This window comes from Streptomyces sp. NPDC059567, assembly GCF_042735655.1.
GTDB lineage: Bacteria > Actinomycetota > Actinomycetes > Streptomycetales > Streptomycetaceae > Streptomyces.
In genome coordinates this window covers 39153-62748 of sequence record NZ_JBHWBS010000009.1, presented here as the reverse complement: position 1 = coordinate 62748, position 23596 = coordinate 39153, and the positions used below count along the sequence as shown (strand labels likewise).

25 protein-coding genes are annotated in these 23596 nt (G+C 69.8%); 15 read left to right on the top strand and 10 right to left on the bottom strand.

Features of this window, described 5'->3' with window-relative positions; translation table 11 throughout:
* Nucleotides 1-71: 71 nt before the first annotated feature.
* The 7 genes from ACFVZW_RS07155 to ACFVZW_RS07125 all read left to right on the top strand — a co-directional run bounded on the left by ACFVZW_RS07155 (nt 72) and on the right by ACFVZW_RS07125 (nt 5525).
* A complete protein-coding gene (locus tag ACFVZW_RS07155; RefSeq protein ID WP_384517929.1) occupies nt 72-905 on the top strand; it encodes a class I SAM-dependent methyltransferase in 834 nt (277 codons plus the stop codon).
* Nucleotides 906-1057: 152 nt separating this feature from the next.
* Nucleotides 1058-1696: a hypothetical protein gene (locus tag ACFVZW_RS07150; RefSeq protein ID WP_384517926.1), complete on the top strand. Its 639-nt coding sequence runs from the start codon at nt 1058-1060 to the stop codon at nt 1694-1696.
* 367 nt (nt 1697-2063) lie between these two features.
* Nucleotides 2064-2714: a hypothetical protein gene (locus ACFVZW_RS07145; protein WP_384517923.1), complete on the top strand. Its 651-nt coding sequence runs from the start codon at nt 2064-2066 to the stop codon at nt 2712-2714.
* Nucleotides 2707-4215, top strand: coding sequence for a hypothetical protein (locus ACFVZW_RS07140; protein ID WP_384517920.1), 1509 nt, complete (start codon nt 2707-2709; stop codon nt 4213-4215). The genes ACFVZW_RS07145 and ACFVZW_RS07140 overlap by 8 nt, the downstream gene beginning before the upstream one ends.
* Before the next feature lie 89 nt (nt 4216-4304).
* The gene (locus ACFVZW_RS07135) at nt 4305-4535 is read left to right on the top strand and encodes a GNAT family N-acetyltransferase (RefSeq protein WP_384517917.1); all 231 of its coding nucleotides are present in this window, start codon (nt 4305-4307) and stop codon (nt 4533-4535) included.
* A 39-nt stretch (nt 4536-4574) separates the two neighbouring features.
* A complete protein-coding gene (locus ACFVZW_RS07130) occupies nt 4575-5039 on the top strand; it encodes a carboxymuconolactone decarboxylase family protein (RefSeq protein WP_384518080.1) in 465 nt (154 codons plus the stop codon).
* Between the two features lie 189 nt (nt 5040-5228).
* A complete protein-coding gene (locus ACFVZW_RS07125) occupies nt 5229-5525 on the top strand; it encodes an antibiotic biosynthesis monooxygenase family protein (RefSeq protein ID WP_384517914.1) in 297 nt (98 codons plus the stop codon).
* 303 nt (nt 5526-5828) lie between these two features.
* On the opposite strand, the gene ACFVZW_RS07120 is transcribed toward ACFVZW_RS07125, so the two are convergent.
* The 6 genes from ACFVZW_RS07120 to ACFVZW_RS07095 all read right to left on the bottom strand — a co-directional run bounded on the left by ACFVZW_RS07120 (nt 5829) and on the right by ACFVZW_RS07095 (nt 12260).
* On the bottom strand, nt 5829-6473 hold the full coding sequence (locus ACFVZW_RS07120; RefSeq protein WP_384518077.1) for a DNA alkylation repair protein: 645 nt from the start codon (nt 6471-6473) through the stop codon (nt 5829-5831).
* A 742-nt stretch (nt 6474-7215) separates the two neighbouring features.
* Nucleotides 7216-7698 (bottom strand): DUF4231 domain-containing protein, encoded by a 483-nt coding sequence (locus tag ACFVZW_RS07115; RefSeq protein ID WP_384517912.1) that lies wholly within the window; start codon nt 7696-7698, stop codon nt 7216-7218.
* A 621-nt stretch (nt 7699-8319) separates the two neighbouring features.
* Nucleotides 8320-9087: a YqjF family protein gene (locus tag ACFVZW_RS07110; RefSeq protein ID WP_384517909.1), complete on the bottom strand. Its 768-nt coding sequence runs from the start codon at nt 9085-9087 to the stop codon at nt 8320-8322.
* Nucleotides 9088-9261: 174 nt separating this feature from the next.
* On the bottom strand, nt 9262-9483 hold the full coding sequence (locus tag ACFVZW_RS07105) for a hypothetical protein (RefSeq protein WP_384517907.1): 222 nt from the start codon (nt 9481-9483) through the stop codon (nt 9262-9264).
* Between the two features lie 113 nt (nt 9484-9596).
* Complete coding sequence (locus tag ACFVZW_RS07100; RefSeq protein ID WP_384517905.1) at nt 9597-11021, bottom strand: S8 family serine peptidase; 1425 nt, start codon at nt 11019-11021, stop codon at nt 9597-9599.
* A gap of 480 nt (nt 11022-11501) precedes the next feature.
* A complete protein-coding gene (locus ACFVZW_RS07095; RefSeq protein WP_384517902.1) occupies nt 11502-12260 on the bottom strand; it encodes a DeoR/GlpR family DNA-binding transcription regulator in 759 nt (252 codons plus the stop codon).
* A gap of 49 nt (nt 12261-12309) precedes the next feature.
* On the opposite strand from ACFVZW_RS07095, the gene ACFVZW_RS07090 reads away from it, so the two are divergent.
* The 6 genes from ACFVZW_RS07090 (at nt 12310) to ACFVZW_RS07065 (ending at nt 18982) form a co-directional block, all read left to right on the top strand.
* Entirely contained in the window at nt 12310-12693 is a 384-nt protein-coding gene (locus tag ACFVZW_RS07090) for a DUF4406 domain-containing protein (protein WP_384517899.1), read from the top strand.
* Complete coding sequence (locus ACFVZW_RS07085; RefSeq protein ID WP_384517896.1) at nt 12690-13400, top strand: NUDIX domain-containing protein; 711 nt, start codon at nt 12690-12692, stop codon at nt 13398-13400. The genes ACFVZW_RS07090 and ACFVZW_RS07085 overlap by 4 nt, the downstream gene beginning before the upstream one ends.
* Nucleotides 13401-14041: 641 nt before the next feature.
* Nucleotides 14042-15220: an alpha/beta hydrolase family protein gene (locus ACFVZW_RS07080; protein WP_384517893.1), complete on the top strand. Its 1179-nt coding sequence runs from the start codon at nt 14042-14044 to the stop codon at nt 15218-15220.
* Nucleotides 15221-15617: 397 nt separating this feature from the next.
* On the top strand, nt 15618-16871 hold the full coding sequence (locus ACFVZW_RS07075) for a PucR family transcriptional regulator (protein WP_384517891.1): 1254 nt from the start codon (nt 15618-15620) through the stop codon (nt 16869-16871).
* Nucleotides 16872-17040: 169 nt separating this feature from the next.
* Nucleotides 17041-17337 (top strand): hypothetical protein, encoded by a 297-nt coding sequence (locus ACFVZW_RS07070; RefSeq protein WP_384517888.1) that lies wholly within the window; start codon nt 17041-17043, stop codon nt 17335-17337.
* Nucleotides 17338-17440: 103 nt separating this feature from the next.
* On the top strand, nt 17441-18982 hold the full coding sequence (locus tag ACFVZW_RS07065; protein ID WP_384517885.1) for a cation acetate symporter: 1542 nt from the start codon (nt 17441-17443) through the stop codon (nt 18980-18982).
* 120 nt (nt 18983-19102) lie between these two features.
* Here the strand turns inward: ACFVZW_RS07065 and ACFVZW_RS07060 are convergent, their stop codons facing one another.
* On the bottom strand, nt 19103-19693 hold the full coding sequence (locus ACFVZW_RS07060) for an ArsR/SmtB family transcription factor (RefSeq protein ID WP_384517883.1): 591 nt from the start codon (nt 19691-19693) through the stop codon (nt 19103-19105).
* A gap of 57 nt (nt 19694-19750) precedes the next feature.
* On the opposite strand from ACFVZW_RS07060, the gene ACFVZW_RS07055 reads away from it, so the two are divergent.
* Complete coding sequence (locus ACFVZW_RS07055) at nt 19751-20320, top strand: dienelactone hydrolase family protein (protein ID WP_384517880.1); 570 nt, start codon at nt 19751-19753, stop codon at nt 20318-20320.
* A gap of 38 nt (nt 20321-20358) precedes the next feature.
* On the opposite strand, the gene ACFVZW_RS07050 is transcribed toward ACFVZW_RS07055, so the two are convergent.
* Nucleotides 20359-21000 (bottom strand): lysophospholipid acyltransferase family protein, encoded by a 642-nt coding sequence (locus ACFVZW_RS07050; RefSeq protein ID WP_384517877.1) that lies wholly within the window; start codon nt 20998-21000, stop codon nt 20359-20361.
* 224 nt (nt 21001-21224) lie between these two features.
* Here ACFVZW_RS07050 and ACFVZW_RS07045 point away from each other — a divergent pair, with 224 nt between their 5' ends.
* Nucleotides 21225-21860, top strand: a complete 636-nt coding sequence (locus ACFVZW_RS07045; protein ID WP_384517874.1) for a GNAT family N-acetyltransferase — start codon at nt 21225-21227, stop codon at nt 21858-21860.
* Between the two features lie 112 nt (nt 21861-21972).
* On the opposite strand, the gene ACFVZW_RS07040 is transcribed toward ACFVZW_RS07045, so the two are convergent.
* Complete coding sequence (locus ACFVZW_RS07040; RefSeq protein ID WP_384517872.1) at nt 21973-22284, bottom strand: hypothetical protein; 312 nt, start codon at nt 22282-22284, stop codon at nt 21973-21975.
* A 269-nt stretch (nt 22285-22553) separates the two neighbouring features.
* Nucleotides 22554-23300, bottom strand: a complete 747-nt coding sequence (locus tag ACFVZW_RS07035) for a hypothetical protein (RefSeq protein WP_384517869.1) — start codon at nt 23298-23300, stop codon at nt 22554-22556.
* Between the last annotated feature and the right edge of the window lie 296 nt (nt 23301-23596).

Below are 23596 nucleotides of genomic sequence, written 5' to 3'. Positions count from 1 at the left end.
GCTCCCCACCCTGCACCGTGCTGCTTCGCCAAGGCCTGCCCGACGGATCATGGGGCTACTAGGCTGCCACGATGGAACGCATCACCGACGTGCCGGAGAGCATCGACCAGCGCACGGATCCGGCCCGGGCGAACGACTACGACAGCTTTGCCGAGGCCTACTCGGCGGAGAACGAGAACAACCTCGTGAACGCGTACTACGAGCGGCCCGCGATGCTCTCGCTCGCCGGAGACGTGGCCGGCCGTCGGATCCTGGACGCCGGTTGCGGCTCGGGCCCCCTGTCCGCTGCGCTGCTGGAGCGTGGTGCGATCGTCACCGGCATCGACGCCAGCGCCGGGATGCTGGCGTTGGCCAGGCGGCGGCTCGGCGACGACGTAGCCCTGCACGTGGTCGATCTGAACGACCGCCTGCCGTTCGACGACGGTGCCTTCGACGACGTGGTCGCGTCACTGGTGCTGCACTACCTGGAGGACTGGGGGCCGGCGCTGGCCGAGTTGCGGCGAGTGCTCAGGCCCGGCGGCCGCCTGATCGCGTCGGTGGACCATCCGTTCGTCGCCTACACGATCCAGGATCCTCGGCCCGACTACTTCGCGACCACCAGCTATACCTTCGACTGGACGTTCAACGGGCAGTCCGTCCCGATGAAGTTCTGGCGCAAGCCGTTGCATGCGATGACCGACGCCTTCACCACCGCCGGTTTCCGCCTTTCCGTCATCAGCGAGCCGCAGCCCGACCCGGCCGCCCGTGAGCTGTTCCCCGACCACTTCCATGACCTTTCGGTCAAAACCACCTTCCTGTTCTTCGTCGTCGAGGTTCCGCCCTCGGCCACCGACTCGGACGACCGGCCAGTCGCGGATCCCGAGCGGAGCCGGAGTCGGATCGAGCTGCGGGGCATCGCCCACTGACCCGGGGCGACCAGCAGAGCCGGCGAGCGGCGGCCGCGAAGATCTCGTCCCATGCGACGCCCTCCTCCGCCGCGAGGGCGGCGCATGGGCCTTGCCGGACCCTGCCGTAACCCGGTCGCCCAAGGGCCGTCGGGCCTGGCAGGGTGTCCGTCATGAACCCCGAGCCCGCGCACCCCGAACCGGTCCGTCACCACGACCAGGGCAGGTGGCTCGTCCAGTTCACCGGCCGGATGCTCGTCGTCTGCCCGAAGTGCGGTGGCCGCGCGCTCGTCGTGCCGCTGCCCGGCCTCGCGGCGCCGAAGTACGTCACCGAGCTGTTCTTCCAGCCCCGCCGCCTCAGTTGCGCCGGATGCGGCGCGGTCGCCGAATGGAAGGCCGAGCAGCGGGGCGCCGGTCTTGTCGGCGCGGTGCCGGGCGGCACCGAGGACCCCTTCTTCCGGCGGCCGCTGTGGCTGCAGACCCGCTGCGCGGGACGCACCCTGTGGGCCTACGACGAGGAGCACGTCGAGGCGCTCGCCGCCTACGTGGGTGCCCGGCTGCGCGAGCGTGACGCGTCCCCGCCGAGGGGGATGTTCGCCCGGCTGCCGGCGTGGATGAAGTCGGCGGCCCGCCGTGACGAGGTGCTGGCCGGCCTGGAGACCCTCCGGGCCCTGGCCCGGCGTTCGACCCCGGCCGACCGCTCCGACGCGGCCCACGAGCGCGGCGACCGCCCACGCCACCACGGCACCGTGTACTTCCGCGGTGGCCCGTACTGGACGACCTCTCACCGACCACACCGCGAATCCACCTGACGGTGCTGCGCAACGCGGGAGTGCGGCGGGGCCGCAATGTACATGCGTCTGCCGAGGCGAATGGCGATCCCGCCACCTGACGATACTGCGCAACGCGGGAGTGCGGCGGGGGCGCGATGCACATGCGTCTGCCGAAGCGAATGGCGATCCCGCGCCCCCGTTCGAGGCGGTGGAAGCAGAGTCGGCCGCTCGGCAGAGAAGCGTCCGCTGCCCTTCGGCGGCCCGGCTGGAGGCCGCCGTACCGCCGCGAACACCCCGGCATCGCGCACGCGTCGCGGCCCGCCCTCGACGCTTCCGATCGGCCACCCGGCGTGCTGCGACGCGACCACAGGGCGATTAGATGGACGTGATCGACAAGGGGGAGTTCATGGCACTGCATCCGGAAGGCATGTTCGCTGACGGACCGATCGCGCACCTCGTCGGGCTCGCCGCAGGCGGGCCCGACCCGCTGGAGTGGGAGGTGCTGCGCTTCAAGAGGGTTTCGCGCATCAACCATTGGGACGTGGCCTGGCTGCACGACCTGCAGCCGCTCGCCTCCCAGTTGGACTACCTGGCCGTAGCGTTCACAGAGGAGTTCTTCGCGACCTGCCCGGCGGACACCCGACGGGCGTGGACGGCGGCCGCCGCACACAAGAGCGTGCCCGAGTTCATGACCGATCTTGCGATGCTGCTGCGGCTCGCGGACCGCGAGCGGGAGGCGTCGTACGAGGAGGTGCCACTCGCCGCGTGGGAGGTGCGCACGCAGTTCCCGCTGCTGCTCGCGCTGGACAACTGGGCGTACGACGGCGAGTACGCGTCGTACGAGGAGAGCCTGAGGGCGTTCATCGAGGCCGAGCACCCCTTCTGCTTCTACGAGTTGATACCGCGCCTCACCCAGGCTCTGGAGGTGCAGGCGCTGTGCACGGAGTCGGCCGCCTTCGCAGGGTCCTTCCGGACCCTCGTGCCAGCGGCGACGCCGGATGTCCTGAACACCCTGGCCCGCGCCACGTTCGCCCACATGACGGAGCATCATGGCTGAGCCGACGACCTCGTACACCCCCTTCCACGACGACCCCTTTCCCGAACTGCGCGGGTACGCCACCCAAGTGGTCGTCAGCGCCGACGAGCGGTGGATCGCGGTCAGTTCGGTGCTGCACCGCCTCAGCCGGGTCGCCCTCTTCCGTACCGCCGACCTGTCCTGCGCCCGCCTGCTGACCTTCACGATGGACGCCGAGTCGATCGCCTTCCACCCCACGCTCCCGTTACTCGCCATCGGCCTGGACAACGGCGACGAGTACGACCGCGAAGGCGGCCTCACCCTCCTCGAACCCGACACCGGCCACCGTGTCGACTTCGCCGACCCCGCCTGGGGCATCGAGCCGGTCCGCTGGCTGGACGACAGGACCCTCGAACTCACCTTCTTCGCCGTGCACCCGGACGACGAGTACGAGCACCTGATGTCCCGGGCCACCGTCGTACGCGACGACTGGCTCGGCCTCGATCCCGACGCCCTCGATCTGACCGCTCTCGACCGGACCTCGCTCGACCCGGACGGCCCGTCCCTGTACGACGAGATACCGCGTCCGCAGCCGCTGCTGCGCGCCTTCGCGGAGCGGGTGGGACGGACGTACGACGGGCGAGGTGGGGTCCGGGCTGTGGCGGGGCTCCGTGACGGCCGTGTGCTCGCCACCCGCGTGCACACGGCGGTTGAGTGCTGGGCCCCGGACGGATCGCTGCTGTGGAGCGTGCCCGCGCCCTCGGCGATGGGTGGCACCCGTATCGAGGTCGCCGCCGACGAGCGTACGGTGCGGGTCGCCGTCTCCGGCCCGGACTCCCGCACGCGGACCGACTTCCCGCTCGTCGCCACCTCCGACGGCACGGTCCTCGATCGCCTCTCCGTCCCCTTCTCGGCCGCGCTCTGCGCCCGTACGGACGGGATCTGGGCCATCCGGGACACCTACAACCGCAGCATCGAGACAGAGCCGCCCACCCCGCCCAACACGCGGATCTTCGCCGCCGACGGCACCCCGCTCGGCGCGGCCCACGAGCCGGACCGGTACGACCTCGTCCCGCTCGACGTCCGCCGCTGCCCCGAACTGCTGTACGGGCGGCGGCGCCGGGATGTGATCGCCCTCGATCCGACCGGGACCGTCGAGAACGTGCTCTTCGCCGTCGACGCGCCGCTCGGCAGAGCGGTGTACGCCGACGACACCGCAGGCCGAGCGCTCCTGCACGGGCGGACGGAGCTGGTCCGCCGGGCCTTCCCGTCCGGCGACGTCCTCTGGAGCCGGCCGCTGGACTCCGAGGTCATCGACCTCGACACTCACGACGGCGTCCTGTACGCCCTGTGCGCCGACGACACCCTCGTCTCCTGCGACACAGCCGACGGTGCGGTCATCGGCCGATGCACACTGCCCCGGTACGGCCCGCTCTCGCTGCACGCGGCCCCGGACGGCACGGTCCTCGTCGGCACCGCCGCCGGCCAGATCCTCCGCCTCCCGGCGGACACCCGCGCGCCGAGTGGGACGGCCGACCGGTAGCAGCGTGCGCCAAAGGCAGGACGCACCCGTGATCCGGCAGCACCCCCATGACAGCCGGGAGATGGTCGTGCCCGGGCCAGGAGACGTGGGTGGCCACGGTCGATGGCTCGGTGGTCGGGATGATGGTGCTGGACGGCGAAGACCTGGACCAGCTCCATCTCGATCGGGCCTGGCAGGGCCAGGGCATCGGGGACCGCCTCGTCGGGGGATGGGTTGTCGCCGGGCCGGAACACTCCACGACGAAACTCTTCCCGGATTCCGGTCACATCCGCGTGAGCCGGTCCGTCAGTGCTGTGAAGACGCCAACCAGGCCGATATGAAGGAGAAATGCCGTGACGGACAAGACCTCGATCTCCCGGATGCCCAACCCGGCTGAGTTCGTTCCCGAGTTGAGCGACGTCAGTGCCGCTCTGTTCCGGGCTACGGGCAATCAGTCGGTGCCGCGTACCACGATGAGCCTGGTCCATCTGCGTGCCGGGCAGATCGTCCACAATACCTACCTTACGATCCTGAACACCGGCTTCCTGCGCAAGGCCGGGGAGTCGGAGGAGCGCATCACCGCCGTCTCCTCCTGGCAGGACGCCCCGTACTTCACCGACGCCGAGCGTGCCGCGCTCGCCCTGGTGGAGGCCACGCTTCAGCCGGCCCCGCACGGCCGGGAGCGTGTGTCGGACGAGTTGTATGCCGAGGTGGCGAAGCATTACGACGAGAAGGCGCTGGCCACGCTGACGATCGCGATCGGGCAGATCAACTTCTTCATCGCCCTGGCCGTCATCGGCAAGCCCCAGCCCGTCGCCTCCCTCGCGGACCAGCAGTGGGACTGACCTGATCCGTGCGTGCCAGTGGCCACCGGGGGGCTGGCGGGGCTGACGTTTCCGCAGTGCCCAGGATCCACGTCAACGGAGAGGCGCGGCAACCCCGTTGGGGCCCGACTGGCGTGTGACGGAGGTCAACGGCGACTGAAAGCGGGTCTGGGGTTACGCGATAGCTGCGTGTGTGGCAGCGTGAGGGGCGTGATCATCAGGATTAGTGAGGCCCGTGTACGTCCTGATCGCTTCGAGGCGTTCCGCGACGTGATCGTCACTGCTGTGCGTGAGTTCCCGCTTCTCCACCCGGGGTTGGTGGACCACGAGGTCCTGGTCGCTCCGCCGGACGGACTTCTGTACGTCAGTCGCTGGCGGAGCGAGGAAGACCTGGTCGGTTACGCAGGTGAGAACTGGCGTGACCAGCCGGTGGTTCTGCCCGGCGAAGAGGAGTACTTGGTGGCGCCACTTCAGGTTCGGCATTTCACGACCACTTCGCTGACCTGACCTGACCTGACCTGACCTGACCTGACCTGACCTGGCGGCATGACGCGACCGTCCGGCCGCAGCCCGCCTTCCGGACGCTGGTCAGCACCCCGATGGGACGACGTCCGCGATCTCAGCCGCACTGGCCGGCGCCTCGGCTGAGATCGCGGGCCCCGCTCGTGACGACGGCGAGTGGTGCATGGGGCAGCTCGGCAGTGACGGATCAATCGTCCGCTGGGCCTCCTCCGGTCCCGACCCAGCTGAGGCCATCCGCAAGCTGTGAGCCGGCGTCTCGGGCCCTTCGGCGAAGCCGCGGCGGGACCTCTACTTGTCGTCCTGACGGCGCACCATCTCGGCAATCCAGGCGGGTGCGAATGGAGACGTGCAGTTCGGGGGAGTCGGGTAGTCCTTGAGCACTTCCAGGCGCTCGCCGATCTCGATCGCGCGGGCGCGGTGCTCGGTGTGCTCGATCCCGATCTGAGCCAGACAGTGGTTCATCGCCCACTGCAGACGGTCCGAGGCGTCCTTCATCTCCGCCTCGATGACATCGAGCAGTCCCGTGAGGTCGAGGCCGTCGGGCTTCTTCGCCACCCGCTCGGTGGTCAGCGCCCAGCCGGCACTCGCAACCACTGGATCCGGGTCCGCGGACCAGGTGAGGCGCAGCTCTTCGGACGCCGGGTTCTTCTTCTCCACGTAGTTCACGAGCCAGTCGTGCACCTTGGGGGCGCGCGCCTCCCGCAGCATGGTGTCCAGCTCGACGCGCTCGAATGCCTTCGGACGGCAGATCAGCATCGCCAGGAGCCTCGCCGCGGTGTCATCGGTCTCCCAGAGTTCGCGCGCGAGGTCCTGCTGCGTCTTGAGCTGCTTCGCAAGCGCGCGCAGCTTGCCGAGGTTCACGCCGTGATCGTCACCGCGCTTCTCGTTCGCCGCGCGCATCTTCGGGTCCTCGAGCACGGCCAAATCAGCCATGACCTGCGCCACCGTCGTCTGGGTCACGTCAGCCTCCTGTCCGTCGAGAGATGGAATCCAGCCTACGGCTGACGGTGAAGGCGAAGCGTTGGCGACCTCGAGGTCGCGTGGTCCTTCCCGCCGCACCGAGCACGCGCCGGACCGCACTCCGGCTGACCCCGAACCGAGGTTGTCGATCCTGCCACCGGGCAGTGTGATGTCGATCACGCCTCGTTTGTCCGCCGGCGGGCGCCGCACCCGACCCCTCCCGGGCAAACAACCGCGAATCCCTCAGGCAGCGGCCGGCTACCCAACCCGGAAGCCGTGCCGGACACCCGGACACCCGGATGACCGGCTGGCCGGAGCCGAGGGGGATGCCTCTCGACCGACGGCCGGAGCCGGGTCTGCCCCCCGGGCCGTGGTAGGCACGCCGTCGTTCATCATGCAGGTCAGCGTTGTGTGGCGAGGCGATGATCACCGCCGGTCAGTTCCGGGCGCATGGGCCGGATACCTGGCGCCCTCAGCCTGGAGGGCGGGGTGGAGGTCACCGAAGCGGAGCCGCCGCAGAAGCCGCAGAAGCCGCTCGGCGAAGGCCGACACCCACACAGTCCAGCTCGATGCAGAGCGGCGGGGGCCGCCACCTGCGGCCGTGCGTCGGGAACGCACGAGCCGAAGCCACCGACCAGCACACCCTAGACAGCCCATCGTCACCATGGCCACACGTCAGGTGAGTGGTTGGAAGCACAGCGAAGCGCGCGCACCTCTAGGCATGGGTTGATGAGGCGGGTTCCCGGCGATGTTCCAGCCAGGTGCGGCTCAGGTCGTCCCAGATCGTTTGATACCGACCGAAGATCTCGCCGAGCTGATCGAAGGTGAGATCGTCGCCGGCCGTCGTCGCCAGCAGGTATTCGAGGTCATCGGCAAGCCGCTGGAACCGATACTGCGCTTCCTCCATCAGAACCCACCGGGAGCGCCAGTTGAAGAACGGTTCGACGGCTCCCAACAACGTCACCAGCGCCATGCAAGCCAAGGCCAGACCCGCCCACGCGTTGAGATTCTGCAGGCCCAGGATGACGGTGGACGCAGCGGACAGTACGAGCGTCGCCACCTTGGTGAGGGAGGCACTTCGGCCGAACCGCTTCTTCCGGCTGTGGGCGTAGCTGTTGCCCTGACGAATCCTGTCCAGCAGGAAGGCCGCTGCCTCCCTCGGGCTGGGACCGACACCTGGTCCACTGTCCGGCTGCACTCCGCCCCCAAAGTCCTGTCGCCACTTGCAGCTTGCTCCCCAGCGGACGCTGCCTCGGCATCACACCGTTCCATAGCGTCGCCCACGATAGCCCGCTGCTACGGAAGGTGATCAAGGCGGTCGGGGTCTGTTGGCATCTATCCGAATGTGATGGCACAGGACGCCGACACAGACCTGGGTGACGCGCGCACAGGAAGCCCCCAACCGCTTGGGAGACGTCATGTGATCGGTGACGGCGCCGAGGGTAGCCTCCTGACAGGCTGACGCTCGACGGGGGAAGACTTCATGACGGCGCAGAAGTGTGGTGCCTGGGCACGGTTCTTCGAACGACGAGGGGTACGAGGCCGAGTGCGTCCTGCCGGCAGGGCATCCGGGCAAGGTGCATAGGGATGCCGTAGTCGGTGATTGGGACGAGGATGAGGTCTATCCGTCTCGCTCCGAGTAACTTCGACCTCGCCTTGACGGCGCCCCGCGCGGCCCCGCAGGGCGGCAGCAGGCCGACGCCGATGGCGCGCAGTTGCGCGGAACGACCCTGCCAAGCACCGCCGTTGACGGTCACGAGCGCGGAAGGTTCACCCGGGTGAACCGGCCCAGGAAATTCGGGGCGGAGCGGGTTGCGGTCTAGAGAGGCCGGCGCGGGGGCGGGACGGTGGGGGCGGAGCGGGACGGCCGGCCGAGGCGCACCGGGACTCCGGGGGAGTACAGGACGCTGACCGGGTCCTCGCGTGGTGTCGGGAGGCCGGCCGAGGCGAGCAGGTTCTCCTCGTATGCGAGCAGTTCCGCGCGGTACAGCGGCCAGCGCGGATGGTCGTTGGGCAGATACGCCGCCCCACCGAAGAAGGGGTTGTGCATGCCCCATCGGGCGGTGAGGAAGTGCTCCAGCTCGGTGGGCTCCTCGATCCGCTCGCCCCTGGCCACCGTGATGCGGCTGTGTGCCCCGCGCGGGCCGGGCCAGCGGCGGGAACTGGCGTAGTCGACGGTGTCGCCGTCGGTACTCACGCTCATTCGGGACCACACGTACGGCAGTCGGAAGCCGACCCGCCCCATCACGACCGGGATCAGCCGTGACGCGTCCATCGACCGGAACACGACACCGCGCCGCCCGTGCGCGTCGACCGAGTACAGGCGCACGTTGGTCTCGGGGAACGACCCGAGGTACGGCACTCCCGGCAGCCGGAGCCAGCCGACCCGATGCATCCGGAAGGCCACGAGCCCGACGTAAGTGACCCCGTCGTGCGTGTCGGGCATCGTCCCGCTCGGCAGGAGCGGGGCTACGACGCCGGGGTCGACGGCCCAGTGGATGAAGGTGAGGTCGAGCCACTCCTGGGTGAGGAGCGGGTCGCGTATGGGGGCGGGGGCGTCGGGCGTCACGGAGGAGGGTGGCTGCACGGAGAGAAGGATGACAGAGCGGCCGCGCGTGATGCCCGGCCCAGCCGCCCCATATGCCCGATCTGTCGGGAGTGCTGCATCGGCAAGATCAAGCAGTGGGGCGTCCTGGTCACCGCTGGGACAAGACCGCCACCGTCTACGCGGCCTCACTCCGACCTGGCCGACCCAGCCGACCTAGCCGCCCAAGTCGAACTCAGAGCTCGGGTTCACCTTGATGGGCAGGCCGAGGCCGGCCACCCGCGTGGGCAGGTCGTGTGGCCCTTCGGCCTGCACCACCATCTCGTCGTCACCGATCGGCACCGGTTCGACATCCAGCAGGGTGCCGCCGGCGGTGGACAGCCAGGTCGCCAGGTCGCCGAGGTCGGTGCCGATCGGCACCGTCAAGAGCCACTTCATCCAAGCGCCACTTCGTCAACACCCTCTCGGGTCACGCGATCCACGAGTTCTCGTTCTCGGTCATACCGAGGTCACCCTCCGCCAAGAGCCTCCAGCCGCTCGGGGGCCGCGCCTCAGGGCTTGCGCAGCAGGAAGGAGTACGATGCCGCGGCGTTCACGATCCCACGCCCATAGCCCGGATCCCAGGCCTTGCCCGTCGTGTTGACCAGCCCGGCCAGCAGGGCCTCGCGCAGCTCCTCCGGGTTGAGCCTCGGGAACGCGGACAGCAGCAGCGCCGCGACTCCCGCCGCGACCGGTGTGGCCGCCGACGTACCGTTGTCGAAGGGAGACCTCGGGGGCGCCGGCACTCCGCCGGGGCGGCCCGGGCCGAAGTTCCCGAAGAGGTGCGTGTACGACGCGAAGTCCGGCTTCTGCGACTCGAACATGCCGGGCCCCTGTGAGGAGTAGCCGACACGCTCCTGGTGGCTGTTGACCGCGGCGACCGAGATGACCTCCAGAAGGCTGTTGGAGGCGTGGACGGAGCGGCCGGGGCCGATACCGGAGCGGTCGCAGGCGCCGCTCGGGCAGTGGGCGCCGCAGTTGCCGGCCGCGAAGAACGCCGCCGCGCCGGAGGCCACGACCTCGCGCACCTTGCGATGGAGCGGGTGGTCGAGATCCCAGATCTCGTGTCCGGGCGCCAGCTCACGGCGAGGGACGCCGGTGAACCCGTAACTGTTGTTCGTCAGGTGCGGCGTGCCGTCGAGCCTGCGGTGCTCCAGCACCGCCTGGAACATGGTCAGAGCCCCTCCGGAGTCGGGCTGCCCGAGGAAGGGGTAGTCGTACAGCCGGGCCGCTGGTGCCGCGACGAGGATGTCGGCGGCGCACATCGAGCCGTGGCTGGTGATCGGAGCGGCCCCGGGCTGGAGGGTCGCTCCCGGACGGGCGAAGCCGCCGGAGACGGGGTAGACGTGCCCGTTCACGCCCTCGTCGATGATGCCGACGACGATGTTCTGCCCTCGGAAGCCCTCCTGCCACGGCCGGGCGACGCCCAGCAGTGCCCGGATGGTTTCAAGGGTGGCACCGGGGCGGAACGGCCGGCAGTCGAGGCCGGTGCGCGAGCGGGCGAGGTCGAACGCGTTCGCCTCGACGTCCGCGCCCGGCGCGTCCGGGCTGTCTTCGTCCTCGTAGAGGTGCAGCGCAGAGCTCGCCCACACGCGCACGCCTTCGCGCTCGCGCAGCTCCGTCAGTTTGGTGGGGTCGACTTCCACCGGCATCACGACCGAAGTCGGTGCCATGTCGGGGTTGGTTTCCGGAACGGCGAACTCCCGCAGGGAGCGCAGCGGCTCGGGAGTCTCGCCTCCTTCGCGGGGTGTGCTGAACATGGGGACGGGTACGAAGTTCTCGCCGGGCTCGACACCGAGCCCGGCCACCCGGTCGAGGTCGGGAAGTACCTGGTCGAGCGCCGAGGTCTCGGAGGCAACGGCTTCCCGGAAGGCACCGAATCCCTCGGACTGGGTCTGTGACGCTTCGGTTTCGAGCAGCACCTTGATCTTGGCCATGGTTCGGCTCTTCTCTCAGTCCACTGGGAGCCAGGCTGCCGCGTGGCTCTCTCGCGGGGCCGGAGCATGGATGTGGCATCGCGACCGCGCGTCGGACAGTCGTACTGGCACCTGCGAATCCGCGGTCGGGTCGGACCGGGACCGCTCAGCGTCGTGGCCCTCTCAGTCGAACGTCGGGTCTGCCAGACACGGCGTCGGCCGGGTCACGACGGGACAGGTGAATGCGCACCGGAGAATCGGCACCTACCACAAATCTATTGATATCGCCCATCAAGCGCAACTCTGATGAAGTAGTTGACAGTTGCACGGCGACAGTCCGTGAACAGTGTCGGCCGGTACGTTGATCCGCTACGCCCCAGACGCCGTCCGCGGACCGCGGCCGCCCTGCCCGGGTGTATGCGCTGAGCGCGCCTCGGTCGATCCCCGGCTCGCCGCGCCGGAGCGCTTGACGGCCGGTCAGGCCGGCGGCCGGCGCGTCTGTCAGTCGGCCGCGAGAACCTCGATGCCGCGCGCCGTGAGCTGCTCGATCACCGGGTTGTCAGGGGCGGCGTCGGTGATCAGTCCGCTGATCTCTTCCCAGGGAAGGACGCGGAACCGTGAGGCGGTGCCGATCTTCTCGGAGGAGGCGAGGACGTAGGTGTCCGCGGCCCGTGCGGCCAGGGCGCGCTTCATCGCCGCCTCCTCGGCGTCGCCGGTGGTCAGGCCCGCTTCCGGGTGTACGCCGGTGACGCCGAGGAAGCAGAGGTCGGCGGAGATGTTCTGCGCGGCCTCGACCGCGGCCGCACCGCAGGCGACCGCAGAGTGCTTGAAGATGCGGCCACCGAGCAGGAAGACCTCCGCCCGCGGGTGGTCGAGCAGGGCCGCGGCGATCGTCGGACTGTGAGTGATCACGGTGCAGGCCAGATCCTGGGGGAGCGCGTGGACGACGGCGAGAGCTGTCGTGCCGCCGTCGAGGATCAGGGCGCCGCCCGGTCGCACCAGCCCGGCGGCTACCGACGCGACCTTCCGCTTGCCGTCCGGGGCGACGGTCTGCCTGGCGTGGTAGTCCGCCACAGCCGGCGAAGCGGGCAGCGCCCCACCGTAGACCCGCTGGCACAGGCCCTCGCTCGCGAGATCACGCAGGTCGCGCCGCACGCTGTCCTCGGAGATCCCCAACGCGGCGGCGACGTCCTTGGCGACGATCTTGCCCTCGCGGGCGAGCAGATCCAGCAGATGGTCACGCCGTTCGGCAGCCAGCATCCGTACTCTCTCCTGTTCTTGCACGTTTCTGCATGTATCGTAGCGCGCCATGACCGACAAGCCCATGCTCATCCTCATCGCCGGGCCCTATCGCTCCGGCACTGATGGCGACCCGCAGGCCATGGCCGCCAACCTCGCCCGCCTCGAAGCGGCCGCGTGGCCGGTCTTCGCCGCAGGTCACCTCCCCGTGATCGGGGAATGGATCGCCCTGCCCGTGCTGCACTCGGCCGGCGCGGGCCCCACCGACCCGCTCGCCGACCAGGTGCTGTACCCGGCCGCCGAGCGCCTGCTCGCCCACTGCGACGCCGTACTGCGCCTGCCCGGCGACTCCACCGGAGCCGACCAGGACGTCGCCACCGCCCGCCGCCGCGGCCTGCCCGTCTATCACGACATCGCGCAGATCCCGCCCCGTACCCCGCAGGTGGACGCATGAGCCCCCGCCCCGGTCTCGACGCCCCCGACCGCCGCGGTCGCCCCGGTCTCGACGCCCCTGACCACCGCGGTCGCACCGGTCTCGACCGCGCGGGACGCGACCTGGACCGCAACCCCGACATCGTGATCCGCGACGTCGAACTCACCTCCCAGGGCTGGCACGTCCTGCGACGCACCACCTTCGACTACCGCCGCCGCGACGGACGCTGGGTCACCGAGCAGCGCGAGACCTACGACCGCGGTAACGGAGCGGTCGTCCTGCCCTACGACACCGAGCGTCGCTGCGTTCTGCTCACCCGTCAGTTCCGCTACCCGACCTATGTCAACGACCACCCCGACGGCATGCTGGTCGAAGCAGCCGCCGGGCTGCTCGACGCGGACGATCCGCCGGCCGCCGTACGACGCGAGAGCGCCGAGGAACTCGGCGTCACCCTCGGCCCGCTCACCCACGTCCTCGACGCCTTCATGAGCCCCGGTTCCGTCACCGAGCGCCTCCACTTCTTCGCCGCCCCCTACACCCCGGCCGACCGGACCGGGACCGGCGGCGGACTCGAAGAGGACGGCGAAGACATCGAGGTCCTCGAACTGCCCTTCGCCGAAGCCCTCGCCATGACCCGCGACGGACGCATCACCGACGGCAAGACCATCCTGCTCCTGCAATGGGCAGCCCTGGACGGCCCCTTCGCGCCAACGCCTCCCGCCCACTGACAGCGCAGCCGCCCAACGAGCCTGCCGGCGGCGGACTTGCTCGCACCGACCTGGTCCTGGACGCCTTCCCACGCCGGCCGACCGACCGCCATCTGCCGGGGTTCGTCGGAACGCGGAGCCCGCGCCCACCGGCCCCAGCACCGTCGTGGCGGCCGAAGCACAGCTGGTCACCGAGACAGGCGAGTGCCCTGGTGAAGTCCTGGTCTTCACGCAGGGCGGCTATCTGTCGTGGCTGGAAGTCTGTTCATGGAGCGACGACGTCGAGGTGACAATGTCCACCGCGCGCCACTGGCTTCACCTTCGTCGCTGACCGGATCTGCCGGACATCGGGCGGCCAACGCCGTGCAGTCCCCGATCGGCACGACACCACGATTCAGCGGGGCCCCGACGGCCGGATCGTGGTGTTCCGCGGGCCTGATGCCACCCATCTCCTCTCTGCTGGCCCGACAAGCACCTCACGTAGGAGCCGCCATGGAGTACGAAGCCGTCCGAGCCGAGCTCGGAACCGAGGCCGGCGTGGTCCGGCGGGCACGATCCAGTTCGGGGAACCGAATGGCTCCTGCGTGGGAACCGTAGACGGAGCGACGGCGTCGTCATCCACCGTCCCACTGCCCGCCCTGAGTAGAGAACGGACATCCCGCATGAACCACGCGCTCTTCCGTTACGGCCTGGCTATGGCCACTACATTGCTCACGTTCGCCGTTGACATCGGCGGGCCTCCTTCGGCCGCGGCCAGTGCGCCGGGAAGCACACCGTCCCTGCCCAGACCGACCGGCACCCATCCGGTCGGCACCACGTCCCTGCACCTCACGGACGACTCCCGCCCCGATCCCTGGGCTTCCGGGGTGAGCGCGCGCGAACTCATGGTCTCCCTGTGGTACCCGACGGCCTCGCCGAACGGGCGGCGGGCGCAGTACATGACACCGACGGAGTCGGAGCTGCTCCTCAAGGAAGGGGGCATCACCGGCGTGCCGTTGGACGTGTTGAGCAGGACACGGACCAACGCCTTCGCCGACGCCCGACCGGCGGGGCCCTCGTGCGGTCTGCCGCTGGTCGTGCTCTCTCCCGGCTTCACCAAGCCCCGCACCACGCTGACCGCCCTCGCCGAGGACCTGGCGAGCCACGGCTACATAGTGGCCGCGATCGACCACACCTACGAAAGTGTTGCCACCACCTTCCCGGACGGGCGGGTCACCACGTGCACCGCCTCCGAGGTCACGCATGACGAAGAGTTCTGGAAACGGCTGGTCACGGGCCGGGCCGCCGACGTCTCCTTCGTACTGGACGAACTGACCGGGGCACACGCGCCATGGGACGGCGCCCCGCTCCTCGACCCGTCGCGGATCGCGATGGTGGGCCACTCCGTCGGCGGCGCGAGCACGGTCACGTCCATGCTGGCCGACTCCCGGGTGCGCGCCGGAATCGACATCGACGGCACGACCCACGTCCCGATCCCGGACAGCGGCCAGTCCCGTCCGTTCCTGTTCCTCGGCAGGCAGGCCCAGTACAGCCCGGGCAGCGGCGGCGCGGCCGCCACCTGGGAACGCGACTGGCAGCGCCTCACCGGGTGGAAGCGGTGGCTCGTGGTGGCCGGCGCCGAACACGCCACCTTCACCGACGTCGGACTGCTGGCCGAGCAATTCGGAATCGACATGGGTGCCGACCTGCCGGCGGCCCGTGCCTCAGAGATCATCCGCAGGTACACCCGCGCGTTCCTCGACCTGCACTTGCGCCACCGACCCCAGCGCCTCCTGGACAAGCCATCCGAGCAGTACCCCCAGGTCAAGTTCTGCACCCCAGGGACGAGCACCTGCGTCTAGCTTCTGTCCGGCGGTCCATGTGCCAAGCCAGAGTCGGATCGCTGCCGCAGTGACACACAGGTCCGTCCGGGAGCGTCCGAGTCCACGTCGGGGCGGTGCTGCGGGGGGGGTCTCTCTGATTCGGATCCGGAAACATCACGATCCGGCTGAGACCTCACCACTTCCTGACCGACCGCTTAGCATGATGCCCGCCGGGAAGGCCGCTGCCGGCTTTCGCTTAGGGCGACCGGCCCGGCGACGGCCTCCCCGCGCTCCGCGCAGCTCACGTCGTCGGCCGCGCGCCGGCAGTGCTCGTCGGCGGCCGCGCGTCGGCGGCCCTGGTCGTCGCCGGCTCACGGCGCCGCCGCATGCCGCCGCCTCGCGTGGTGCTCTGGCACCCCGTCCATCAGGAGCGTCCATGTACCGTAGTTCCGCCCCCGGCAGTGCCACGGACCCGTCCTCCGTCGAGCTCTTCGACCGCGCCTGCCGGCGGCTTCTCGGGTACGGCACGGATTTCACGGACGCTGTTCTGGAGACCATCCGCGCCGAGGTGCCGTACTACGCCGACCCGGTGCTCGCGCCGCCCGACGTGCGCGAGACCGTGGGGACCGGCATCCGCCACGGGTTGGAGACCGGGGTGGATCCGAGCAGGATCGTGGACGTCGAACGCTTCACCCGAGAGCTGGGTATGCGGCGCGCGGAACAGGGCCGCCCCCTCGACGAAGTCCTGCATGCCTTCCGTGTCGCCGGATCCGAAGTCTGGAGCGGGATGATCGGCGTGGTGGAGCGGGAGGGCCTGGGCGACATGCACCGGCTCGTACACGTCGCCGAGCTGGTGTGGAAGAGCAACGACCGCGACGCCGTCCTGGTCGCCGATGCCTATCGGCAGGTCATCGACGGGGTCGCCGGCCGGCACGCCGAACGCGTCCGTCTGATCCTCGCCGCCCTGCTGGAGGAGCGGCCCGAACCTGAGTTCACCCGGAGCGCGGCCGACATCCTCGATCTGCCGCTCGGTGGCCGGTACGCGGTGGCGGTGGCGGAGGCGACACCACCGTACGGCCGCGTGCCCGGGGCCGCTCCAGAGCTGAGGGGAATACGCGTCCTGCGGTATTCCTGGGGTCAACGGGCCGTCTTCGTCGCGCACTTGGACGACCGCCCGCTGGATGCGTTCGCCTCCGGTCTGGTCGGTGGTCCGGGGCTCCGCATCGGGATCAGCTTGGTGGTCCCCGGCCTGGAGAGCCTTGCCCGCGCGCGCGACATGGCCGGGCTCGCTCTCCGTACCTGTCGGGGCGACGGGGAGGTCGCCCGTCTCGACTCCCGCCTGCCCGACGGACTCCTGGTCTCGCGGCCCGACCTGTCCAACGAACTCGTCCGCCAGGTGCTGCGGCCCCTGTACGACCTGGAACCCGTCGACCGCGACCTGCTGTTCGACAGCATCGGCGTCTGGATCGAATGCGGTGGCTCCACCGTCCAGGCGGCTCGACGCATGTTCTGCCATCGCAACACCGTCCTGAACCGCCTGCGCCGTGTCGAGCAGATTACCGGCCTCGCGCTGTCCCGCCCTCGCGACCTGGTGCAACTCACTCTCGCGCTCGACGCCCACCGCCTGCTGGGGCCGGCCGTGGCAACGGGCTCCACCGACGACGCTCAGCGGCGTCGCCCATTGGCCTGACCCTCCCTCACCCGCCTCTCTCTGGGCCTCGGCACAGTCATACCTGCCGGGTATTGGGAACGGACACCGACGCATGCCGACCGCATGGACGGGCGGAGGGGGCCGGTGCTCTGGTGAGCCTCGTTCAGAGGCGATCCACCCGCACCCAGGCCCGCCAGGAGAGACCGCGATGACCTACCCGCACGTCCCCAACTCCCCCCATCACTCCCCTCACCCCTCCCGGCCTCGTCGTCCAGGCCTGTCCTTCGCCGTGGTCAACACGACAGCCTTCGCCGCGCATCTGCTGCTCGTCTGCTCCGCCCCCGACTTCATGGCCGCCCCTGTCGAGGGCGGAACCGGCATCGGAATGCTCGCACTCCTCCTCCAGGCCGTGCTGCTGGTGTGGACGGCGGCGCGCTACGACCGCCGCGCGGACCAGTCCGGGACGGGCGGCCCGCGCACCGCGCACGAGCTCGGGGAGTACTGATGAGACCCGAGATCCCGCTCGCCGCGCCCGGCACCCTCGACACGGACACCCAGGCACTGATCCTCGGCTGCTTCGTGGCGTTCATCGTCCCCATCCTGTTCCTGTGCGTCCTCAGCGGCCCCCGAGGGACCGCGTCAACGACTTCTACACGGCGGGTCGCACACTGCGTCCCCTGCGAGGGGCCCTCGTCCTCTCCGGCGTGTACCTCTCCTCGGCCACGGTGCTCGGGACCACAGGAAGCGTCGCCGTCTTCGGATACGACGGCCTGTTCATCGCGCTCTGTACCGTGCTCTCCCTCGGGGTACTGCTGCTGCTCGCCGCGCCCCTGCGCGAGCGCGCCGGCTACACCCTGGGCGACACGTTCGGCCCGCGGGCCCCGGGGCGCGCGGTGAGGATCGCGGTCGCCGTCGTCACCCTCTGCATCTGCGTCCCCTATCTCGTCGTGCAGCTCTCCGGTGCGGGAGTGACCACCGCGGCGCTGCTGGGGCTGTCCGGTCCGGGCACCGAGAAGACGGCCGTCGTCATGATCGGTGCCCTCGTCGTCTGCACCACGGCGTTCGGCGGCATGCGCGGTACGGTCGTGATCCAGGTGATCAAGACGGTGGTGCTGCTCTGCGTGGCCCTGGGAGTGTCCGCCGTACTGCTGCACCGCTTCCACTGGAGCGCCGACTCCCTGATCGCCGCGGCAGGACAAGGAAGCGGTCGTCCCGCCGACTACCTGCGCCCCGGTCTCCGCTTCGCCGCCGGCGCCGAACCCGCGGCCACCCTGGACTTCATCGGTCTCATGACCACCATCGTCCTCGGCGTGGCCTGCCTGCCTCACGTCGCCCTGCAACTCGGCACCGCTCCCGACGCCGCCACCGCCCGCCGTACCGTGCGCCACACCGTCACGATCGTCGGCGCGTTCTGCTTCACCACGGTTCTCATTGGCTTCGCGGCCTCGGCGTTGATCGGCGCACCGGCGATCCTGGCCGCCGATCCGGGCGGAAACAGTGCACTGGTGATGCTCGCCGGCGAACTGGCAGGGGGTTCGGACGCGGACACCGGCGGAGCGCTGCTCATCGTCCTGGTCGCCTCCGGTGTCTTTCTCACGACGCTGGCCGTCGTCGCGAGCGTCACCCTCGCCGCAGCGGGGACGATCGCCCACGACCTTTACACCCATGTTCTGCGCCGTGGGCGTACCACCGAGGGCCGGGAAGTGGCAGCCGCACGCCTGGCGTCCGCAGGTGTCGGCGTACTGAGCATCGCCCTGGCGGTCTGGGTCCAGGGGTGGAACGTCCAGTTCCTGACGGCACTCTCCCTGGCGGTGGCCGCCTCCTCCCTGCTACCGGCACTCGTGTACTCCCTCTTCTGGAAGGGCTACACCCGCACCGGCCTGCTCTGGACGTTGTACGGAGGTCTGGGCAGCGCCGTCGGGCTGCAGTTGTCCGGCCCGGTCTTCTCCGGCAACCCCTTGGCCCTCTTCCCGGACTGGCACGTCGACTGGTTCCCGCTCCAGACGGTCGTCCTCGTGTCGATACCCGTCGCCTTCCTCCTGGGCCGGCTGGGCAGTACCGGCCTACGGCGACGGGCCGCCACTCCTCCAAGTCGGCGCCCGGGCCCGGACCCTGGCCCTGGTGACCGAACGCGGGCGGAGGCGTTCTAGGGCCTGCCCGACGGATTACGCGAGGTGGCGGGCTGTCGGGGTGAGTGTGGTGAAGGTTCGGGCGGTGAAGGATCGGGTGGTGTAGGTCGTGGTTGGGGATGCCATGACCTGCCGTAAAGGTCAGTCCGCGTCCGTTGCGGCAGATTCAGCCTCCGGCAGCGCCGGATAGTCGGTCGGGTAGAGCCCGGCTGCGAAGCCGTACACCACATCGCCTGCGCGCGGGAGCTGCGCGTAGTCGTCGGCGAGCTCCAGGACCCGCGTCCAGAACTCACGGGCCTGCTCCCGGGGGATCCGCACGTGCCGCACGATCGAGGAGAGTTGATCTGCCTGATGTGCGGAGGCCGACTCGGCCGCCGCCGTGGCGAGATCGTTGTTGCAGTAGGGCGCCTCGGCCCCGTCGGTGGGGCTGACCGTGCCGACGCGGACGATGCGCGCGGTGCGGCCGTAGCGGCGCTCGTCGATGGCCCGCACCCGGCGGGTCCGCACCACCTTCATCAGCCGGGCATCCACCAGGACATTCACATGGTGCGCGACGGTGCTCTTCGGGCGGCCGAGTGCGGCAGCCAGTTCACTCACCGTCGCGGCCCGTTCGAGGAGCAGTTCGAGGATGGCATTGCGCAACGGGTTGGCGAGCGCACGGAGTTGAGCCGGTGCTGTCACCTCCGTGACGTCGGCGAGGTCGTAGTCGGGGAGGCGGGTATTGTTCGACACTTCTCGATTATTCTAAACTTCCGGATCATTGGCTACCGGCAAGCAAGGGGTTCGGGCATGGCAGAGGTCGTACTGTTCCATCACGTGCAGGGGCTGACCCCCGGAGTCGCCGCTTTCGCCGACGAGCTCCGTGTGGCCGGCCACACCGTCCACACGCCTGACCTCTTCGACGGGCGGATCTTCGGCTCCTCCGAGGAGGGCCTCGGCTACGTCGAGCAGATCGGCTTCGGCGAGATCACCGAGCGCGGTGTCCGCGCGGCCGAACTGCTGCCGCGGGATGCCGTTTACGTCGGCTTCTCGCTCGGCGTGCTGCCCGCCCAGAAGCTGGCGCAGACGCGGGCGGGCGCGCGGGGCGCGCTCCTGGTCCACGCCTGCATCCCCGTGTCGGAGTTCGGTGTGGCATGGCCTGACAGTGTGCCGGTGCAGGTGCATGCGAAGGAAGCCGATCCGTTCTTCGCCGAGGACATCGACGCCGCCCGCGCCCTCGTCTCCGACTGCCCTGACGCGGAGATGTTCCTGTATCCCGGAGACCAGCACCTGTTCGCGGACAATTCGCTGCCGTCCTACGACCCGGACGCTGCCAAGCTCCTTACTCAGCGGGCGATCGAGTTCCTCGGCTCGCGGTAGGTGTCCAGCGGCCAAGTGCATCTGCCGGAGCGAGAGGATCACCCCAGGTGGTCGGCCGCGGTTCTCCATGCCGCCGTCACCGCGGTGTGGGCCTGTGCCGTGCGCGCCGCGCTGTCCCCGGTCAGCGTGAGCGGTGCGTCCACGTGGACGTGCAGTCCCGGTCGGCGTAGCGGCGCGGTGGCCACTCCGGCGAGCTGCTTCGCCGTGTTGCCCGAGGTGACACGGCGGGCACCGGCCTGACCCACCGGGACGACGGGCGCGCCGGTGCGGTGCGCGAGACGCGAGAGCCCGCTGCGGAAGGCACCGGGAGGTGCTTCGCCGGCGTCGGCGCGGTGGGGGAGGCCACCCTCGGCGTAGATGAGGACGAGGCGTCCCTGTTCAAGGGTCTTCGCGGCGAGTTCGAGGGCGTCCGAGGCACGGCGGTCGTTGCGGATCACGGGGATGTGGCCTTCGCGGGCCAGCGCCTGGCCGAGCAAGGGGATGCGCCACAGACCCGCGGCGGCCATGACCACGGGCGAGACGCCGAGCCGGCGGAGTGCGGCGAGCACGATCGCGGGGTCGGCGAGCGAGGTGTGGTTCGCGGCGATGATGCTGCCCGGCGCCAGTTCGGCTCGGGTGCTCACGGTCACGCCGAGGCGCCCTACTGCGGGTACCAGGACGTCGGCGATGCGGCTGAGCATCTGGCGCCTCCTTCGTGTCGACGATGACTCCCATCGTGGACGTCGGGAGGAACGCCGGGTTGAGCGCTCGTACTCAACTCCGCGCCGTCGCCGTACCCAGAACGCCGGCAGGTGTGTCCGCACGTGGACTCTGGAGGTGCGCCGCGCTGCTCCTGCCCGTATGGGGCCGTCCGGGGAACGGAATTGCATGGTTCACCGGTCCTGTGGGCGCGTAGCATCCGCCCATGATCGAGGAAGCGGCAGCGGCTGTGACGGGACATGTCGAGAAGGAGAGCGGCGAGGCCGGGTCGCTCCGGGAGGTTTGCTGGCGGGGCAGGGGCGTCGCCTTCTCACCGCTCGACGTCGACGACGCGGAGCTGGTCAATTCCTGGCGTGCCGACCCCGTGGCCGCCCATGAGATCGGCATGTGGCCACGCTCCCTCTCCGCCGTGCGCGAGCGCATCGAGCGCGACCGCGACGACAACGACCGCGACGACTTCCTCGTCCTGCTTCCCGATGGCACGCCGATCGGCCACATCGCCCTGATCGACCAGGACTTGGTCGACGGAACGGCCGAGATCATGCTGATGCTCGACCCCGGCCACCGGGGACAGGGGTACGGCGTGGACGCGGTGGACGCGCTGGTCGACCTGGCCTTCGGCGAACTGCCGATGCACCGCGTCCAAGCCGTCACCCACGCCACCAACAGCGCGGCCCTCGGCGTCCTGACCAGGGCGGGGTTCGTCCGGGAAGGGGTGCGCCGCTCCGCGTGCCTGCACCGAGGGCGCCGTTACGACGTCGAGGTGCTCGCCCTTCTCCGGGACGAGTGGCAGGCACTCACCCGACCCCGATCCTGGGACATGCCGGCCCACGGTCAGTGACTCGAGTCGATGGTTCCGTGGTGGTTCTCTCTTGTGGGCCGGCGGTCGCGGATGCAGTGGTGCCCCTCTCCAGGCCTCCTCGGTCCCTCCGCGCCGTGCCGGCCCCTCCGTGCTACCTGCCGAACAGGAAGAAACGGGCGGGGACGAAGACCTCGTGACCGGTCAGGAAGCGGACACGTACCCCCGACTCCGTCCATGTGGTGGATTCGATCCCCTTCGTGGCCAGAGCAGCGTCGACGTCCAGCCAGTGTCCGTAGGCCTCACCGGGACTCCTGCTGATCACCATCCTGTAGGAGTGCTCCCCGGACAGGGTGTATCTGTGTACCAGCCCCAGGAAGTGCGGTGACTGGTCGTCGTAGACCACCGATGAGGGAGCACTGCTCCGGTACGTCACCTCCGTCCGCGGCCACCACAGAACCGTCATGACCACGACGGTCAGCAGGACACCCGCCACGACGCCCAGCAGTGCCCAGCCGATGCGGGCCCTCCGGCGAGGCCGTGCGGTCTCGGCAGGACGGTCAGGGGTGAACGTGGCGATGATGCCCTCCAGGGCCGGCGATGCTCCGCACCGGCCGGCCGGAGATGACTCTGCGAGAAGGACGCGGAACGGGGCTGATCGGTTCTAGGCGAGGCGGGGACCGGTGGTGGAGAGCTGCGCCGACCGTGTCTTCGACACTTCGCCGCCCCTCCTGCTCACGTGCCCGATGGGTGGACCGGCGGCCACGGGTACCCGAGTCGCTCGGCGTCATGGGAGCCTCCCCAGACCTCGGCGGTGGCACGGGGATCGCCTGCGGTGAGACGAGCCTCAAGACGCTCGGCCTGCTCTGCCGCGTCGACGTCCGCAGAGATGGGCAGGGTCATTCCGAACTGGAGCCAGGGTCGGTCAGCCTCGGCCCGGATGCAGGGATGGATCAGGACGACGTGGATCCGATCGGGCTCGGTGCGGGAGGCCCAGACGCCTTCCAACTCGCACTTCCACCCGGACAGCCAGGCTTCGTGTCCTCGCAGCCTCGCCTCCAGCATTCGCGCGACCGCTCCGGCAGGCCATTCCCAACGGCGGTCCTCTTCAGCTCGATGGACCTCGTCCTCGTACTGATCGGCGGCGAACCGGAGCTCCGGCAGGTCGACACCCTGATCGGCCGGGTCGTGCCAGCCCGCCCAGACCACGTGCTCCCCCTCGCGCCTGACAGTCGCGTAGAGAGCACCACAGCACCACTCCTCACCACACCCGGCCCCGGCGAGCCGAATCTCGCGGGGTGTCGCAGTGGCATGCAGCAGCCCGTCCGGGGTCAACAGATACCGGGGGCTCACACCCGTTCCACGAGGGAACACGTCGGCCAGCAGATCCCGGCCACTGACGATCGGGCGGACCTCCACCGCACCCTGGCCGGGCGGTGGGCAGACGATGCGCAGGCTGAGGACGTCAGGTTCTGTGGCCATCGGTCGATGATCGCGGAGCCGGCTTGCAGGAGTCACCCGATTTTGTGCGACCTGTCGCTCACCGTGGCTCGTGAACCGCACGCACTCGACACCGGATGCCCGGCAAGGCCGACCTGGGGGCCGTGCCTGCACGGATTTCGACCTTGATCCCCCTTCCGGCGTCGGTCCGCTGCACAGGGGCCATGGCCTGCCCGGCAGGCAGTGTCCTGGGATCTCCGGTCCACGCGGGTGGCGCGTTGACAGGTATCTGTTGGCATGTTGCTATGAGGCGCTGCTCAGCCGGACGTGCGCCATCG

Excerpts from the sequence above, each read along its gene's own strand:
- ACFVZW_RS07150 (WP_384517926.1), top strand. The coding sequence starts at position 1,058 with ATGAACCCCGAGCCCGCGCACCCCGAACCGGTCCGTCACCACGACCAG.
- ACFVZW_RS07045 (WP_384517874.1), top strand. The coding sequence starts at position 21,225 with ATGATCGAGGAAGCGGCAGCGGCTGTGACGGGACATGTCGAGAAGGAG.
- ACFVZW_RS07040 (WP_384517872.1), bottom strand. The coding sequence starts at position 22,284 with ATGACGGTTCTGTGGTGGCCGCGGACGGAGGTGACGTACCGGAGCAGT.
- ACFVZW_RS07095 (WP_384517902.1), bottom strand. The coding sequence starts at position 12,260 with ATGCTGGCTGCCGAACGGCGTGACCATCTGCTGGATCTGCTCGCCCGC.
- ACFVZW_RS07130 (WP_384518080.1), top strand. The coding sequence starts at position 4,575 with ATGCCCAACCCGGCTGAGTTCGTTCCCGAGTTGAGCGACGTCAGTGCC.
- ACFVZW_RS07100 (WP_384517905.1), bottom strand. The coding sequence starts at position 11,021 with ATGGCCAAGATCAAGGTGCTGCTCGAAACCGAAGCGTCACAGACCCAG.
- ACFVZW_RS07140 (WP_384517920.1), top strand. The coding sequence starts at position 2,707 with ATGGCTGAGCCGACGACCTCGTACACCCCCTTCCACGACGACCCCTTT.
- ACFVZW_RS07050 (WP_384517877.1), bottom strand. The coding sequence starts at position 21,000 with ATGCTCAGCCGCATCGCCGACGTCCTGGTACCCGCAGTAGGGCGCCTC.
- ACFVZW_RS07145 (WP_384517923.1), top strand. The coding sequence starts at position 2,064 with ATGGCACTGCATCCGGAAGGCATGTTCGCTGACGGACCGATCGCGCAC.
- ACFVZW_RS07075 (WP_384517891.1), top strand. The coding sequence starts at position 15,618 with ATGTACCGTAGTTCCGCCCCCGGCAGTGCCACGGACCCGTCCTCCGTC.
- ACFVZW_RS07090 (WP_384517899.1), top strand. The coding sequence starts at position 12,310 with ATGACCGACAAGCCCATGCTCATCCTCATCGCCGGGCCCTATCGCTCC.
- ACFVZW_RS07120 (WP_384518077.1), bottom strand. The coding sequence starts at position 6,473 with ATGGCTGATTTGGCCGTGCTCGAGGACCCGAAGATGCGCGCGGCGAAC.
- ACFVZW_RS07035 (WP_384517869.1), bottom strand. The coding sequence starts at position 23,300 with ATGGCCACAGAACCTGACGTCCTCAGCCTGCGCATCGTCTGCCCACCG.
- ACFVZW_RS07055 (WP_384517880.1), top strand. The coding sequence starts at position 19,751 with ATGGCAGAGGTCGTACTGTTCCATCACGTGCAGGGGCTGACCCCCGGA.
- ACFVZW_RS07070 (WP_384517888.1), top strand. The coding sequence starts at position 17,041 with ATGACCTACCCGCACGTCCCCAACTCCCCCCATCACTCCCCTCACCCC.
- ACFVZW_RS07105 (WP_384517907.1), bottom strand. The coding sequence starts at position 9,483 with ATGAAGTGGCTCTTGACGGTGCCGATCGGCACCGACCTCGGCGACCTG.
- ACFVZW_RS07085 (WP_384517896.1), top strand. The coding sequence starts at position 12,690 with ATGAGCCCCCGCCCCGGTCTCGACGCCCCCGACCGCCGCGGTCGCCCC.
- ACFVZW_RS07080 (WP_384517893.1), top strand. The coding sequence starts at position 14,042 with ATGAACCACGCGCTCTTCCGTTACGGCCTGGCTATGGCCACTACATTG.
- ACFVZW_RS07155 (WP_384517929.1), top strand. The coding sequence starts at position 72 with ATGGAACGCATCACCGACGTGCCGGAGAGCATCGACCAGCGCACGGAT.